We start from the raw sequence: 16,729 nt of genomic DNA on the forward strand, positions 1-16,729 counted from the left end.
AGGGCGAGTTATCACACGCGGTACCACCTAAATTCGAGAAATTGCTTTCTCCTCATCACGATTAACGCTCGGTCACGGAACAGCTTTGCTTCTGTTCATCTCCAGATTGTCTTTCCTTTGTTTGCTCCTTCACTGCTTTCAGCCATGGCAGTTCTCTCTTTTAAGGGGGAAAATCAAAGTACTCGATCCTTCATCGATAATAGATATTATCTATAAACTACAAGAAACAAGGTGAAATGTCAAGATTTTTCAAGATTTTTTCAAACCTTTTGATCGCATATTTTCAGCCTTTTTTGTAAATAGTGGACGCGGTGATCATTCCATTGTACCAAGTAAACAATGCGCGCCAAGTTTGCTTTGCTTTTCGTTCAAATTGGGTTATGCTGAGTAACAACCACAGCTAAAAAAAGGAGTCTGATTATGTCTTTATATCCTGGCTATATCCGCAAACCCCATTATTACGAAACCGATCAAATGGCCATCATTCACCACAGCAACTATATCCGCTGGTTCGAGGAAGCCCGTGTCGAACTTTTGGCTTATTTAGATTTGCCGTATCATACGATTGAATCAGTAGGCCTGATTGTCCCCGTTTTGGGTGTGTCTGCGCAATATAAACAAATGATTCACTATGAAGACGAAGTTTTGATCAAGGTATTGGTCGATAAGTACACAGGTACACGTTTGGATTTCCGCTATGAAATCTCTAAAACCAGCGATGGGCAATTAACGACGATCGGTACTTCTCAACATTGCTTCTTAGCCAAAGAGACCAACCGTCTGGTACAGTTAAAGCGCCAATTCCCTGAGATCCATCAACGCTTTGCTGACTATGCTGCCCTGTCTGAAACTACGGCAAAAGAGGCCTGACCGAGGCATTATACTTGCTTTTTGAAACTGCTTTCGTATAATCAAAGGTAATTTCAGGGAAGGAAGATGGCGATGTACGTTATCAAAGTTTTGCATGGGTACATAGGCAAAGATGGTCGTCGCACACGTGAAAAAATTCCAGACAAATTATGGGTCTTTGAAGATCGGCAACAGTCCGAAGCATTTGCAGCTAAAATTGGTGGTCGCGTCAAACCGTTGAAAGAAGTCAAACAACATACGTAAACAAACAGCAGCTAGATTCTTTTATCAAAGAATCTAGCTGCTGTTTTTTATCTTCAAAGCGTTTAGTCATCTATTTCCGTTTCTAAGACTTCGCCAGTTTGGGCATTGATTTTGACATTGGTTTTGGTATTTCCCTCTTGCACTTTGACTTCCCAATACGTCACATTCATTTCTTTATCCAGATCCCAATCTGTGGCTTCACCGCCACCCACTTCTTGGACAGCGATATCGGATATTTCAGTCAAGGACAGTAAGTCTTGCGTGTTTAGTTGATCTTCTGCCTTTTTCACGCCATTTTGCTCATCTGCATCTAGCTTTTCTGTCCGCGCATCAGAAACCACTTTGGTTTCTGCATCGATCGTTAATTCATATTCGTTGTTATCGTCTACACCTTCGATTTTATAGAAGTAATTGCCGAAAGTCGTATCCAATTCCAAAGAAGTGACGACGGCATCTGGATGCGTATCTTGAAAGATTTGTATAGCTTCTTCCACAGTCACTGAAGGCAATTCCCCTGTCGCATATGCCGTCTCCCCGCTGGCGCTTTGCTCGGTTGAAGCTGTGGCAGACATTGCCATTGACGCACTGCTTTCAGTGCTTTGTGCTGAGCTGCTTTGCGTCGTGTTTTGGGTACATCCAGCCAATAATCCGAGAAAGGCAATCCCCATAAAAATCGTTGTTTTCTTCATTTGATGTTTCCTCCTATAAGCTTTCTTGTTTGTATCTTTAGCATACCAAGTACGCGATCAAAAAGAATCAAAAATGCTTGAAGGTTAGATGAAGAAATGTTCATTTATTCTTTACTCAAAGGAAAAAAACCGTAAACACACTTCCCTGCGCTTGATTGTCCGCCACAGTGATCGTTGCGTGGTATTGATCAGCAATTTGCTTGACCAACGCTAAACCAATCCCTGAACCGGCGATCTCACTTGATCGAGAATCCTCTACACGATAAAAGCGATCAAAGATCCGCTCTTTCTTATCATCAGGAATCCCTATGCCTTGATCCGCCACTGTCAAACATACCTGACTGCCTTGTTGACAAAAGCGCACATGGATCATCCCATCATCTGGGGAATATTTGGCTGCATTTTCCAGCAGATTTTGCGCAATTTGTTGAAAATCGGTTTTTACACCTTGCATCAGCAGTGGCTCGTCAATCGTATAATCGATGGTTTGCGGACTTATGATCGCTTGTTTTTCGCATATTTCTCGGATCAGCTGGCCAACATTCAACGTTGCTGTCTGCCTCTTCACTTGTTGCCTGTCCATATCCAGTAATTGATTGCTTAAGCCCTCTAAGCGTTTGGATTCTTTATCGATAAAGGCTAGAGAGGATGGAATGATCTCCGGATGTGCCTCACTACGGCGCTGAATCAGTTGAACGTGTCCGCGAATCGCCGCTAAAGGTGTGCGCAATTCGTGCGATGCATCAGCGATAAACTGCTTTTCACGGGCGATCGTTTCCCGCTGGTCTTTCAGCAATTGATTGAAAGAAACAGCGACTGATTGAATCTCAACAGGTTCGTCTACCACTGTTAATTCTCCTTGCCCGCCCGACTCGATCGCTGTGATTTCACTGGCCATCAAGGTCAATTTTCGACTCCATTTGCCTACTCGCCAATATATCAACAGACTGCCGATCACAACCGCGGCAAGATTCAATAAGCTGCTGATCCACAACAACCCATAGGCCAATTCCACACTAGCTTCTGCATTCAACGCGACGGTGACTTGGTCTCCATTGATGCTTTCCGATTTCGAAAAATAAACACCTTTTTCACTAAAGACCACGCCTTCTAGCAAAGGCGTGATCTTGCCTGCAGCCAATGCAGAGAACACTTCCTGCCCCTCTTGGGATACGTAGACTGTGCCATCTGGCTGTTGTACCCGCAATGCATTTTCTTCATCTGCAGATACATAAGCATCGATCAAGGACGACCATCCGCTTGTTGCAGCATGCCCTTTTTCAATAGCCTCAAAAACATTGTCTGTTTGATCCTCGATTCGCTCATACAAGAAGCCAATCGACAGGACTATAAACACAACATTGAAAAACAGCATCACTGCACCCAGCAGCAGCGAAAACTGCCGTGTCAGCTGAAACTGGGCGGTATGTCTCCACAGCCTCTTTTTGCTATTGCTCATTTCCTGCCCTCAAAACATAGCCCACACCACGGACAGTTTCAATGACCTCTCCTGTGATGTGTACAGCCAGTTTGTTGCGTAGTGTCCGAATGTAGACATCTACTACATTGGTTTGCCCGTCATAGTGATACCCCCAGATCTCATTCAATAAATCATCTCGGGTTTTGACAATGCCTGGTTCTTTCATTAATTCATATAAGATGCCAAATTCCTTTGGGGTCAGTTCAATGCGTTCATCCTTGATCGTGACCAAATGTTTCGCCGCATCTAAGTGCAACCCACCAGCCGTCCATTGGGTTTGGCTGCTGTGCTGCAATTGTGCCATTTTCGCTATGCGCCGTTCAATCACACGAATTCGTGCAAACAGTTCTTCGATATCAAAAGGTTTGGTCAGATAATCATCTAAGCCGACATCGAGTCCTGTCACAATATCCGCCGTTTGGTTTCGCGCTGTCATCATGATGATTGGCACCTCACTGTTTTTTCGTATCCGGCGCGCAACAGTCATGCCATCGTAAATAGGCAGCATCCAATCCAATAAAATCAAATCTATCGAAGACACCTCTTCTTGAAACATCGTCAATGCTGCTTGACCGTCTTTGGCCCACAGCGTCTGATATCCCTCAAAATGCAGTTCTTGTTGGATAAAACTAGCTAAACTTTCTTCGTCTTCTACAATCAAGATTTTGAAAGCCATATGATCCCTCCTAACGCTCTCTTTTGTTCTATCTTAACGGATAATCTTTCTTGCCGCTAATCGATTGTGCCAAAATTTGATGAAGATTTTTTCATATAGCGATCGAATCACAGAAAAAAACCGTTCCCTCTGCAACAGGAACGGTCTATCAGATTGATCTTTACTCATCATCTGCCAACATACCTTCGGCCAAGCGAATTACCTGCGGACAGGTTCTTCGCAGAAATTCTTGATCGTGGCTGATCACTATAAGCAAGTCCACTTCTTTGGCAACTTGCTGAAGTAACGTACTGACGGCTTCCATTTGCCGCAGATCCAATCCGCTGGTAGGTTCATCAAAAAACAAGAAACGTTTTCCTGATAACAAGGCACTGCCAATAGCCACTCGCTGTTTTTCGCCGCCAGATAAACTTTGCGGGTGACGTTGCAGCAATGCAGACAAATCCAGCAAAGCAACGATTCTTTCGAAGTCCGCCTGTTTCTCAGCTTTTATCAGCAACTCTTTTTCTACGGTCTCAAAAAACAACTGTAAATTGACATCTTGCATCACCAGAAAGCTATTTTGCAACAATTGTTTTTGCGAAATTGCTTGTCCATTTATATGAAAGGCAGTTTTTGACGCCTTCTTTAACCCTGATAATACTTGAACCAATGTTGATTTTCCCGCTCCATTGGGTCCTGTAATGCCGATTGCTTGTTTCATCGGTAAGGTTAACGCAGGGATCGAAACAGCCCAAGGACGGGGCGCTTTTTTTCTGGTTTGTTTGATCTTCAACCCTGTGATCACCAACGCTTCATTTTTTTCTGTATCACTGTATCCACCCTCATTAAAATCTACAGGTTCTTGCAGCTGCCTTAACCCCAGATCATGGATCATCTGCGAACTAAAGGAGAGGATTTCATTTGCTGGAAAAAGCTTTTTGATCTGTCCTTCTTCAAGTAAACAATAGCGATCCGCTAATCCAGTCAGATACGCCAAGCGATGCTCCGCGATCACGATGGTTTTTCCTTGCTGCTTCAAGGCAATCAATGCATCAACCAACTTCGCCAATGCCACATCATCCAGATTACTTGAAGGTTCATCCAATAAGAATACATCGTGGGGTAGCATCGCAGCCGCAGCCAATGCCACAAGCTGCTGTTCGCCTCCAGATAAATCAAAGACACTAGCAGATAGTAAATGGGCAATCGCAAATCGTGCTGCCGTTTCCTTGATTCGCTGCCGAATCAAATGAGGGGCAATGCCGGCATTTTCCATTGAGAAGGCCAATTCAGCATAAACATCTGTGGTGAAAAACTGGGTCTTCGGATTTTGAAAAACGACCCCAATTTTTTGGGCATAGGCTGAAAAATCAGCTACCGGCAACGAGATAGCATCCACTTGGATCACACCGCTGACCGTTGCTGGATACAACTCTGGAATCAAGCCATTCAATACATTTAAGATCGTTGATTTACCGCTCCCGCTGGCACCGCACAAGACGATCACTTCGCCAGAGGGAATCATCACGGAAACATCTGTCAAAACAGCTCTTTTTTCTCGTATCACCTGAACATTTGCCAATCGAATCACGTAAGCCACACCCCTCCCAATAAAAAGCCGCAAAGGACCAACAAGACAAACGCATCACGCCATTGCAACTTTTGATCGTAGACAGTTGTATGCCGCGTGTCTGTCGCCAGCCCCCGCACCAATGCAGTGGCAGATAATTCAGTAGCGGTCTTTTCCGCAGACATCAGCAACGGAATCAACAGATATTCCAGGGATTGGATGGGATGCAAGAACAACGAAGCGCCATTCATGCCAATTCCCCGAAAGCGCATTGCTTGCCGGATCCGTTTAAAATCTTGGATCAATGTTGGGAAAAAGCGAAACAATACCGCCAATGGAACCAACAATACGTTGGGTATGTGGATTTTTTGCAAAGCCGCCATCCATTCGCTATTTCTCGTGCCGCTGACTGCGAAGACTGCTGCCATGATCGTGGGCAGCAACCGCCGATAACCGACCGAAAAGAAATCAAGGATGAATACCCACAGATGATCACCTTGGGCAAACAATCGCTGGTCCGTCCAAGTCAAAAACAGAAACAATAGATACAATGCGAGCCCTTTTTTCCAAAAACCACTCCATACAAATAGCAGGAAGAGACATGTCACGAATAGACATTCCTCTTCCCAGCCAACAGGGATCATCATTGTAAAACTAGCGCAAAGAATCACGGCTAATTTGGTACGGGGGTCAAAAACTGATTTATTCACCACAAGTCATCCTTTTTATTCTTGATCGGCAGGGCGAAAATGCTTGTCATATAACCGGCTGCCTATAAATAATCCCACAATGGCGCCTATCAAAACAGCCACTGCACAGAACACAAACATCGCCGTCGTCGTATGAGCAAAGACCCCATTGATGTAGGCCTCATCTTTTCCTCGGGCAATCAAAGAATCTATATAAGCATTCTTCATCAGCCATAACGGCAAAATCGGTCCCATCAAGCCAAAACTAAACACAATATAACTGACCATCACCTTGACTTGTGCCGCCAATTTTGTACGATAGAGAATCAAGTCTGCAGCAAGTGCGCACAGCATATTGGGTAAAAATGCCAATGGAAAGTGACCTGAAATCAAAAAAAAGAGCCCGACAACGGTACCCATAATGGTGATAGCGCCAAATTTTGGTACTTTGTTCAATAAAATAAGATAAATCACACCAGAAAATAATGCCGATACTGCAGGAATAAATAAATTATGAAAACCAGGGATCACGAATCTTAAGATCAATAAACAGACACTCATCAATAGAAAGTAAATAGCCGTATAAATCCCAATTGCAATCAAATCTTGTACCTTTAACTTCTTCACTGTTGATACGCTCCTTTTGTTGAACAGAGAGGATGTACAACCATTTGCCTCACTCTGTCCCTTACGCAAATTCTTTGTTACAAAGTTTGAGTATAGCATAAATGGCACCACAAACAGATGAAATATGCTCGCAAGGAGGCACGCCGCTCCTTGCGATTGCTTTTTTATCCTCTTCTCACTCTTTTTACGGCATGCATTATTGATCAATAAGCGGAAGATTGATAGGCACCGACATCGATTTGATCCGCTACAACCCGTGGATTCCCTGCAAAATCACTTACAGATATTAAGATTATTCCTACAGCGTACAGCGCAACACATATTTTATAACGGCTCGTGATACATAACTTCTTTGCCATTAGATAAAGCATATTCTATTTCCTGTCTCGTACTGTTGTCAATATAGCCAGATATATTGACAACATAAATTGCGTCACTAATCGCTATTTTCTTCCTGTGACTTTTTGCCAAAGTAGCAATATCTATTGAACTATAGGTCTTCCCAGATACATTGTAGCTACATTGAATAACTGCAAACCCCTGTAACAACTCTAACTCTTCTGTTATTCTCAACATTTGTTCCGCGTATCTCATACTTCCACAAATTGTAACAACTTTAATTCCCATCTAAAAACTCCTTTAACATATTCAAAAGCTCAAAGACAAAATCCAATTTAACCCACTGACTTTTTTTGGGCGCGGAAAAATGGCATTATAAAAATAGGCAAACTTTTCGCACGAAAATACGCCATCTATGGAAAGTTCTAGCGTCGTGCGTTTAATATTCATAATTTTTTTCTACCAATCTTTAATTTTAAAATAGCTCGAACGCATATCATTTACTTTAATAAAAATTGAAATTTTTTGAATAATATCATTTTAATTTTCTTTTCAAAATCGATTCATCTTTTCTACTCTCGTCTATCCTAATATGTTCTATTACTTTCTTTTCTGTTTCTGGAGTCCAATATATTTTTAAATTCTTTTTAGTCCTTGTAATAGCTGTATACAAGATATTATGCGTTATTAATTCGTCAATTTCATCAGTTATTATTAATTTTACCGAATTAAATTCTAAGCCTTGAGCTTTATGAATAGAAATAGCATAAGCTATTTGGAATGGAACAACTGTATCATCACTATCATTATCATTATCACTCATATTTGGATACTTATAAACACTTAATCGAACTATTGAGCTATTTTTGGTTGATGAAATCAATTCCAGATCTAAATTTACAATATCCATCTCATTAATTACCGTTTCTATCTCAATATCAAAAATAATTTCAGTATCTAATTTCTCAATATTAGAAATTTTACCTTTTAAATTATTGAACAGTAATGGAGAAAATCTTGATGTTTCATTAAATAGCACAGGGTCACCAATTTTATATGATACAACTCCCCAATTCACTGGTTTATTAGGGTTATTGCTTTGCAGAAAACAATTGATATTATTTATTCCGTATAAACCATCATAATTTAAACACAAAATTATTTCATCTAAATCATCAGTTAAAAATACACTTTCATCTAGTCTAACGGAGTAATTATTCGCAGTTAGATATTCAATTAAATCATCTTCATTTTTTCTTACTTTTGTCCATAAGTTTAATAAAGGCTTATCTTTTGTTCTATAAGGTTCTGTCAATTCAAACACAGAAGTTCTTAACACATTAGTCTTTGCTAATTTAAACCAGTTTCCAAAAGTAATTGATTCAATTTGATAAATATCACCTACAAGGATTAACAATTTAAAATCTGCCTTCGATAAAATTTTATTCATATCAGAATTACTAACAGTACTACACTCGTCTATTATCAATAAATCACAAACTTGTTTCTCTTTGCTATATAAATATTTTGCAATAGTTTTAAATTCACAATTAGGAGCAGAAACTTTCCTTTTCAGATTATCGACTGCCGGATTTGTATTAGCTAAAAGTAATTTTTTTTGAAGTCCAAAAAAAATACTAACATGGTTAATCATTGTTGATTTCCCTGTACCTGCTGCACCATAAATTAAAGACACCTTAGAATTAGAAAACATCGTCTTCAAAATTTCCTTTTTATCTTTACAATCAATAATGTAGCTTCCTGTGTTTAGCCAAGATTCAACTGAGTTTTCATAACTCTCTATTCCTTCTTTCGAAATTTCTTTTAATTTCTCTAATATATTAATAACATCATCTTCAAAACCTTTGATATAGTAGTTTTTCCCAACATTGCCTATTCCTCTAGTTTTCCTATGCTTCCAATATAAATTGGAATTATACTTCTCTATCAACAAATGGATATCCTCAAAAGATTCAAGTTCATCGATTGAAGTGTATAGTTTACCATTAGTTTGAGAATTGATTTGAATTTTTCTAGCTAATAGCTCATGTTCTCTACCATTTGTATCTATGCACCATAATAAGTCATATATCTTAGGATTATGACCTATTAGTGAACTTACAAATGGCATTTCATCAAAAGGTATACATCCATATTCTACTCTCAAATTTGATAATCTTTCACAATAATTTCCATAGATATTTTTTTGCAACTTCATAATTTTATTATTTAAATTGTAAGAAAGATACCTTAGCATATTACATCCAGGACGATTATTAAGGATGATTTCTCTACATGTATCAAGCGTTTTAAATAAATAGACTTGTTTTGATTTGGAAGTCACATATTTTTTTACTTTTTCGTAACTACTCGTCTCTAATAAAAGAATATCTAATATATTAAATCTACTTTTTTTTATGAATTTCATTAACCTTCTGTATTCATTATGATTTGATTGAATTTGCGTGGAATTATTTAAAATTTGTGAAAAAACATTTAATTCACATGGACGAATTGAAACTTCCCAGTCATTAATAATAAGAATTGGCATATGTTTACCATACATACTTACTGTGTCATGCTTAATTGATAATTTCACAGCATAATTTGATAGGATGTCTTGGTTAGTGAACGCAATATTTCTTTCAAATTTACTTGTTTTGTCATTTGCTTCCCTAAATGTAATTTCATAGTAAATTTCATTATCAATAAAAAAAGGTTTTGTCTTCTGTATATAGTATCTATCCTCAGATATTTCAGAGACATATGTCATTTCTAATTTATCAACTATTTTTTCATAATAATCACTCAACTGATTATCTAAATTAACTGGAAACTTATCAATATTTGAAAGAACATTTAAATTAAAATCTATTTTCAAATTTTTTTTTATTTTCAAAAGATATTCATAATACTTTAGCATTAGTCGCTCAGAGTTTTCTTCACTCATCGTATAATGTGAAGCAGATTTTTGAAGCATTTGATGAAATTTATTTAAAAAATACAATTTAGAATTACCTTTAATAAATTTCAACCCCTGATTAATCTCATTAAATTTTTCCTCTGGGATGCCGCTTATGTCTCCACTAATTGAATGAACGAAGTACTTTATTGAAATATGTTCTACAAAATTTCTCAATTGTGCTAATATATTTTGAGATAAGTACCCTCTATCATCATGATTTCTCTCAATGTTCTTACATATATTTTTATCAATGTCTAGTATAGCTATATCAATCTTCTTCAAAAAAACATCATCCTTTCATACTTAAACTATTTTAAACATATTAGTATGAGTAATTTTATCACAATAATATTCATCCACTTAATTAAATGAGAAAGCACTTTCTACTTAAGCCATTACACTCAGTATTAATAACAACGTTTCACTAGTAGTATCTAAAGTATTGATATTCAAAATCTTCAATAAACACTCCCACAAGATCGGGTAGCGCTTTCAATTATCTGTAAATTGAAATAAAATCTAATACATTTCTTGAGAACCGACTAATACTTTTCACAATAATCAAATCAATCTTATTTGATCGGCAATCATTCAACATACGATTAAAATGTTCTCTTTTTTTTATAGTAGTACCTGATGCTCCTCTATCCGCATAAATATCGACAAATTCCCATTCTGGATTTAACAGTATTTTTTCCGTATACGATTGGATTTGTAGTTCGAAACTACCGGATTGGGTTTCATCATACGTACTTAATCTGCAATATGCACCTACTCTTTTTTTCTGTATAGAAGAATTAGATATTTTTGCAGGAATAACTTCTACTTCACGATTATTACTAAACGCTTCTTGTATCTTCTTCTGTTGGTTAGTTAACTTCTGCTCCTCTCTAAAATCAATTTTCTTCACGATTTTCACATCCTTGATTGAAAAAATTTCACCTTATTATACTAATATCCTTAGTATCTTTCCATTCCCACCATAAATAATTTAATTAATTTGAATTTCTTACCGCAAAAAAATAATCTAACCGCACTTAGAAAATAATCAAGAAAATTCATTGATTAATCAACTTATTCTATTAGTTTAAAAAAATGCTCAATTATTGATGTTTACAAGTTTTTTTATCAAACTCGTTCGAATTTGATATAGTTTCATCTGAAATAAAGAACTAAAAAACTTTAATTCTAATATCAATAAACAAGATATCTAATCTAGTATTTACCTATCTAAAGAATTAAACCTTTTCCTCTGATATCTTAAAACTCCACTGTCTCCGATAACATATAATTTGTATTTACCATGTCCTACCCTAAATTCTATTCTCTCTCCATTTTCAAGTTCAAATAGAAGAAAATAAGTAATTGATTGATTAGAAATCCCATTTGCATCAACATTACTACTACTTCTCATGCTTTTATCCACTAATGTGGCAGGAATTGAGACTTCTGGTGTAGATTCATTTTTTAGAAACTCGACAATTTGAAATAAGATAATTGCTATGAAAATAAATACAAATAAAGTAAATAGAAAATCCATGAAATACAGCCCTTTCAATTTATCTAATTCAAAATTTTACAAATATAATCAAAAAATTATGTTGTTTATTATATTATACATTATTTAAGTTACAAATTTCTATCTCAGAAAAATAATCAAACTACACTTAGAAAATGACCATCATAAAATGACTTATTTACGCCTTCTTTTATTCGTTTACAAAAATACTCAATTATTGATATTTAAAAGGTTTTGGTCTCAAACTCGTTCAAATTTGATAGGTTTTCATCAATTTGTGAGGAATTATATTATAACTTGAATTTGAGATGTTAACGACAGAGATAAAATGTAGGAAAGGGAGTGCGGACATAATCCTGGACCAAAAAAGAATTCAGGAGGAATGTTCGCATGTTTTCCCACGAATAACGTGTAAAAAAGCCATTCAGTTATTTTTAAAGTACGATTGTTCCTATGCTATTACTATTCGTGAATTAGGCCATCCGTCCGTTGGCGCACTTCGCAAATGATACAAGGAATATTTTATATCTGGAGCGCTTCATATAGAACACCGAAAAAAATCAAAATATTCTGAAGAACAAAAACGAATAGCTGTAAATCATTATTTTGAATATAGATAGTGCTATTCAAGGACGATTCGATTGCTTGGTTACCCTAATCGAGAGTCTTTACGGCAATGGTGTGAAGAACTAGCGCCTAGGGCTTAAAAACTTCGGAAAAGTGCAGTAATGTTAATCCAAGATCAAAAAGATGACGTCTTCAAAAAATTCTATGCGCCTCAAACCAACAGAAAAATCTTAGCTGAATCCGAAGGCATCAGTAGAGTCACTCTGTATCAATGGAAAGACATGTATCTTGAAAGTGGTTTTCCACTGCGTATGACCCAAGAAGAACAAAAAGAGTTACTGTTAACGGAATTCGAAGAATTACAAAAACAAGTACACCAATGCAACTCGAGAAGGCATTACTTGAAGGAACTACTGAACTACTAAAAAAAGAAGAAGACATCCATCTCCTTCAATTGACAAATCAGGAAAAGACACGATTGATTGATGCCTTAAGAAATCAATTTAAATTAAATGAACTTCTTCAATAGCTTCATTTGTCTAAAAACAGCTATTTTAATCAGAAACATGTAAGTGATAAATCAGATAAATATGTTGAATAATATCAATTGATTGTGACTATTTTCAACAGTAACTTCTGCGCTTATGGTTACCGCAGAATTCATCAAGAACTAAAGAATATGGGAAAATTCTTTCTGAAAAAGTTGTACGGATGTTGATGATCGTGGAAAATCTAATCATTATATTTTCCAAGCAAAAAAAAACTCTTCCTATGTTGGTGAGATCAGTACTGCACAACCAAACTTATTGAATCGGAATTTTAAAGCGACAAAACCTAATGAAAAATGGTTGACTGATATTACTAAAATCAAAATCCCGGCAGAAAAAGTTTATTTGTCGCCAATTGTTGATTATTATGATGGAGCTATTATTAGTTGGACAATTGTTCCTTCTGATCGCGGGGCTCATTATAGATGGCCCGGTTGGATTGAAAGAATGAACAAAACAAATGTGCCACGTTCCATGTCAAAAAAAGGTTGCTCACCAGATAACGCTGCGTGTGAAGGCTTCTTTGGAAGATTAAAGAATGCAATGTTTTACCAACGGGACTAGAAAAACACCTCAATGAATCAATTTATGGATCATTTGGATGACTACATCCAGTGGTATAATAATCATCGGAACAAGTTATCTTTAGGAGGACTAAGTCCTATTTAATATCGGAAGAAACAGGAATGTAATTGTTGAAAAAGGTCCATAAAAGCATCCGCACCCCTTTTCCTACATTTTATCGCTGTCGTTAACACTACCGTATCTTCTTCAACTTTCGTGCCAGAATTTATATTATGCAAGGACTTATTTTTACAACAAAAATTAAATCCCGCTAAACAATCTGTTTAACTGGATCAGACTTAATTTTTCAACTGAATTTATCTCTACCAACACTAAATGTCGAAGAGCCACAAAAACCCCCGCTCAATGAGTGGGGGTTAACGTTGTTACCAACGATTGATTATTTGTTTAAAGCGTCTTTTGCTTGGTCAGCCAATGCAGTAAATGCTGTTGCATCGTTTACAGCCAAGTCAGCTAACATTTTACGGTTGATGTCGATTTCAGCTAATTTCAAGCCGTGCATCAATTTTGAGTAGCTTAAGCCATTCATACGAGCCGCTGCGTTGATACGCGCGATCCATAATTTACGGAAGTCGCGTTTCTTTTGACGACGATCGCGATATGCGTAACTGTATGATTTCATTACTTGTTCTTTTGCTGTTTTAAATAAAGTGTGTTTAGAACCGTAGTAACCTTTTGCTAATTTAAGCACTTTTTTACGACGTTTACGAGTTACTGTTCCACCTTTAACACGTGCCATGTATAATTCCTCCTAATTTGAAAATCACTCATTATTTGTTGACGTAAAGACTGGTGACGCAATTATTTCATGCGTGCTAATTGTTGACGGATACGTTTGTAATCGCCAGCTGAAACCATTGAAGCTTTACGCAATTGACGACGTTGTTTTTTTGTTTTGCCGTGGAAACGGTGACTAGTAAATGCACGGAAGCGTTTCAATCCGCCGCCGCCAGTACGTTTGACGCGTTTTGCTAATCCGCGGTGTGTTTTTTGTTTTGGCATAACTAATTTCCTCCTCAAAATCTTTCGTTATCTGACTTTAAACTGAAACTCAGTGAGTCATTATTTATCGTTTTTTGGTGCTAATACTAAGAACATACTGCGGCCGTCCATTTTGGGCTTTTGCTCAACGGTTGCCAAATCAGTTGTTTCCTCAGCTAAACGATCCAACACTTTCTGACCAATTTCTTTATGGGTAATGGCACGGCCTTTGAAACGGATAGAAGCTTTCACTTTATCACCTTTTTCAAGGAATTTACGTGCATTACGCAATTTTGTGTTGAAATCATTCACATCGATCGTTGGACTTAAACGAACCTCTTTGATACTGATTACTTTTTGTTTCTTACGCGCTTCGCGGTCTTTCTTTTGTTGCTCGAAACGGTATTTTCCGTAATCCATAATTCTTGCTACTGGCGGTTTTGCATTTGGTGCCACCAATACCACGTCAAGGTTTGCTCGTTCTGCAATTTGTAATGCTTCAGCTTTACTCTTTACACCAAGTTGTTCGCCGTTTTGATCAATCAAACGCAATTCACGTGCACGAATGCCGTCGTTTACCATCATATCCTTTGCTATGGTCATTCACCTCCGAGTTTTTTGAGAGAAAGAAAAGCTTGTCGATTCGAAATCAGACAATAAAAAAAACGAGTTCTTCACGAACCCGCACGTATTCCATACAAATAAATGATTGGAATCCTATTCTGCCCAGCAAGATCATCACTCAGGCGAGAAGCGGGTGCTTCTACTTTTATTTCTCAACTCTTATAGTATATAGTCTTCCACACCACTTGTCAATGTTTTTACACAAAAAAACCGAGGCACTTCGCCTCGGCTCTTAAGATTATTCAGCTTTCAATGCAGCCATTGTAATGTAGTTGTATGGTTGGTTGAAATGCGGTAAGAAGAAAATGTCTAGTAATTTCATCTTGTCGATGGTCACGCCTTCTTCGATCGCCAATGAGAACATGTGGATACCCATCGCAATTTCAGATGTGCGTGATGCCATTTGTGCCCCTACGACGCGACGAGAGTCTTCTTCATAAACGATCCGGATCTTCACTGTCGCATTTTCTTTCATGAAGCCTGGTTTTTGTGTATCTTCATAGTCTGAATATTTCACTTTCAACCCATTGCGTTCAGCTGCTTCCACAGATAAACCAGTTGAAACCATGTTATAACCGAAAATTGAAATACCGTTTGAACCTTGAACGCCTGTTGATTCTAATGAAGTGCCGCCAATGTTATGGGCAGCAACGATTCCTGAACGAACCGCATTGGTTGCCAATGCAATATAAGTTGTTTGTTGTAAAGCATTTGAGTAAACTGTCGCACAGTCACCCACTGCATATACGTCTGCATCACTTGTTTGTTGGTGACGGTCTACTAAGTATGCCCCGTTCGCAAACAATTCTAAGTGATCTTTGCCTAATTCGTTGTTTGGCAAGAAACCGATCGCGTTGATGACTAAATCAACTGGGTATTCACCACTGTCAGTGACAACTGCTTCTACTTTATCAGTTCCTTTGTATTCACGCGCCAATTCGCCGAAATGCAATTCAATGCCATTGTCTGCTAGGTTGACATCCATATCGTCTGTAAACCATTTATCATAGTAGTTTGGCAATGCACGTGTTGCTGCATCAAACAATAGAACATTTTTGCCGCGGCGTTTTGCTGCTTCCGCAATCTCTACACCGATGTAACCAGCACCGATGACTGCTACGTTTTTGACTTCATCTGAAGCCAATTCTTTATCCACAGTTTGACCATCTTGGAATTTTTTCAAGAAATGGATGTTCTTCAAGTCACGACCAGGTACTTTAGGTGAGATTGGAACAGAACCTGTTGCAATCACAACTTTATCGTAAGATTCAACGACTTCTTCACCTGATTGTGTCACAGCGTGAACTTCTTTTTTAGCAAAATCGATATGGTCAACAATTGTTTCCATGTAGATTTTAGCACCTTTGGCTTCAAAGTCTTCGCGTTTGGTATAAAATAATCCTTCATATGAGTCGATTTGACGACCAACCCATAAAGCAGTCCCACAACCTAGGTAGCTCAAATTGGTATTTCGATCGATCATGACTACTTCTTGATCTTGATAATTGTCTAATAATGTATTAGCGGCTGCGATCCCTGCATGGTTCGCACCGATGATGACTGTTTTTGTCATGGAAAATTTCCTCCTTTTGTTTACATTGTCATTATAGCTAGATTGTGAAAAGAACTACTATCAACTTTTTCGGGTTTTTCAAAAAAATTGACAGTTTTCGCAAGACTACCCCCTCTTTGTTGCATGAAACTGATGGATAAACAGACCTGACAATCTCGTCCGAAGACAAGATTGTGAATTTTAGAATAAATTTTATGCTTGG

General features: G+C 37.7%; 15 protein-coding genes, 2 pseudogenes and 2 other annotated features (1 of these 19 running past the window's edge). Of the genes and pseudogenes, 3 read left to right on the forward strand and 14 right to left on the reverse strand.

The window, feature by feature from the left end; all coding sequences use genetic code 11:
- Positions 1–203: a binding site (T-box leader), on the reverse strand; it reaches 4 nt to the left of the window's first position.
- Between the two features lie 217 nt (positions 204–420).
- Together ACYVRS_RS02075 and ACYVRS_RS02080 are read left to right on the forward strand one after the other, a co-directional pair.
- On the forward strand, positions 421–870 hold the full coding sequence (locus ACYVRS_RS02075; RefSeq protein WP_054115096.1) for an acyl-CoA thioesterase: 450 nt from the start codon (positions 421–423) through the stop codon (positions 868–870).
- A gap of 72 nt (positions 871–942) precedes the next feature.
- On the forward strand, positions 943–1,113 hold the full coding sequence (locus tag ACYVRS_RS02080; protein ID WP_162838219.1) for a hypothetical protein: 171 nt from the start codon (positions 943–945) through the stop codon (positions 1,111–1,113).
- 62 nt (positions 1,114–1,175) lie between these two features.
- Here ACYVRS_RS02080 and ACYVRS_RS02085 read toward each other — a convergent pair whose 3' ends face one another.
- From ACYVRS_RS02085 to ACYVRS_RS02130, 10 genes and pseudogenes are all read right to left on the reverse strand, one after another.
- A complete protein-coding gene (locus ACYVRS_RS02085; protein WP_313538080.1) occupies positions 1,176–1,802 on the reverse strand; it encodes a PepSY domain-containing protein in 627 nt (208 codons plus the stop codon).
- 115 nt (positions 1,803–1,917) lie between these two features.
- Entirely contained in the window at positions 1,918–3,261 is a 1,344-nt protein-coding gene (locus ACYVRS_RS02090) for a sensor histidine kinase (protein WP_461202369.1), read from the reverse strand.
- Positions 3,251–3,958 (reverse strand): response regulator transcription factor, encoded by a 708-nt coding sequence (locus ACYVRS_RS02095; protein ID WP_313538078.1) that lies wholly within the window; start codon positions 3,956–3,958, stop codon positions 3,251–3,253. Before ACYVRS_RS02095 ends, ACYVRS_RS02090 begins: the two co-directional genes overlap by 11 nt.
- A 160-nt stretch (positions 3,959–4,118) precedes the next feature.
- Entirely contained in the window at positions 4,119–5,531 is a 1,413-nt protein-coding gene (locus ACYVRS_RS02100; protein ID WP_461202371.1) for an ATP-binding cassette domain-containing protein, read from the reverse strand.
- Positions 5,528–6,220 (reverse strand): energy-coupling factor transporter transmembrane component T family protein, encoded by a 693-nt coding sequence (locus ACYVRS_RS02105; protein ID WP_054115101.1) that lies wholly within the window; start codon positions 6,218–6,220, stop codon positions 5,528–5,530. Before ACYVRS_RS02105 ends, ACYVRS_RS02100 begins: the two co-directional genes overlap by 4 nt.
- Before the next feature lie 15 nt (positions 6,221–6,235).
- On the reverse strand, positions 6,236–6,826 hold the full coding sequence (locus ACYVRS_RS02110; RefSeq protein ID WP_054115102.1) for an MptD family putative ECF transporter S component: 591 nt from the start codon (positions 6,824–6,826) through the stop codon (positions 6,236–6,238).
- Positions 6,827–7,150: 324 nt separating this feature from the next.
- Positions 7,151–7,453, reverse strand: coding sequence for a hypothetical protein (locus tag ACYVRS_RS02115; RefSeq protein ID WP_461202373.1), 303 nt, complete (start codon positions 7,451–7,453; stop codon positions 7,151–7,153).
- A gap of 247 nt (positions 7,454–7,700) precedes the next feature.
- Positions 7,701–10,412 carry an ATP-dependent DNA helicase gene (locus ACYVRS_RS02120; protein ID WP_461202375.1) on the reverse strand — a complete coding sequence of 904 codons (2,712 nt, stop codon included), beginning with the start codon at positions 10,410–10,412 and terminating at the stop codon, positions 7,701–7,703.
- Positions 10,413–10,520: 108 nt separating this feature from the next.
- Positions 10,521–11,040, reverse strand: a pseudogene (locus tag ACYVRS_RS02125) (recombinase family protein); the annotation flags it as partial.
- Positions 11,041–11,352: 312 nt separating this feature from the next.
- Positions 11,353–11,670, reverse strand: coding sequence for a DUF2500 domain-containing protein (locus ACYVRS_RS02130; protein ID WP_461202377.1), 318 nt, complete (start codon positions 11,668–11,670; stop codon positions 11,353–11,355).
- A gap of 369 nt (positions 11,671–12,039) precedes the next feature.
- Between ACYVRS_RS02130 and ACYVRS_RS02135 the strand changes: the two are divergent.
- A pseudogene (locus ACYVRS_RS02135) lies at positions 12,040–13,433 on the forward strand (IS3 family transposase).
- 295 nt (positions 13,434–13,728) lie between these two features.
- On the opposite strand, the gene rplT reads toward ACYVRS_RS02135, so the two are convergent.
- The 4 genes from rplT to nox all read right to left on the reverse strand — a co-directional run bounded on the left by rplT (position 13,729) and on the right by nox (position 16,527).
- Positions 13,729–14,088 carry a 50S ribosomal protein L20 gene (gene rplT / locus ACYVRS_RS02140; RefSeq protein ID WP_054115105.1) on the reverse strand — a complete coding sequence of 120 codons (360 nt, stop codon included), beginning with the start codon at positions 14,086–14,088 and terminating at the stop codon, positions 13,729–13,731.
- Positions 14,089–14,150: 62 nt separating this feature from the next.
- Positions 14,151–14,351, reverse strand: a complete 201-nt coding sequence (rpmI, locus tag ACYVRS_RS02145) for a 50S ribosomal protein L35 (RefSeq protein ID WP_003128650.1) — start codon at positions 14,349–14,351, stop codon at positions 14,151–14,153.
- A gap of 60 nt (positions 14,352–14,411) precedes the next feature.
- Positions 14,412–14,933 (reverse strand): translation initiation factor IF-3, encoded by a 522-nt coding sequence (gene infC / locus ACYVRS_RS02150; protein ID WP_054115106.1) that lies wholly within the window; start codon positions 14,931–14,933, stop codon positions 14,412–14,414.
- Positions 14,934–14,981: 48 nt separating this feature from the next.
- Positions 14,982–15,105: a sequence feature (ribosomal protein L20 leader region), on the reverse strand.
- An 87-nt stretch (positions 15,106–15,192) separates the two neighbouring features.
- Positions 15,193–16,527, reverse strand: coding sequence for a H2O-forming NADH oxidase (gene nox / locus ACYVRS_RS02155; RefSeq protein ID WP_054115107.1), 1,335 nt, complete (start codon positions 16,525–16,527; stop codon positions 15,193–15,195).
- Positions 16,528–16,729: the final 202 nt, after the last annotated feature.

The sequence above is a fragment of the Enterococcus salsurae genome, assembly GCF_054784955.1.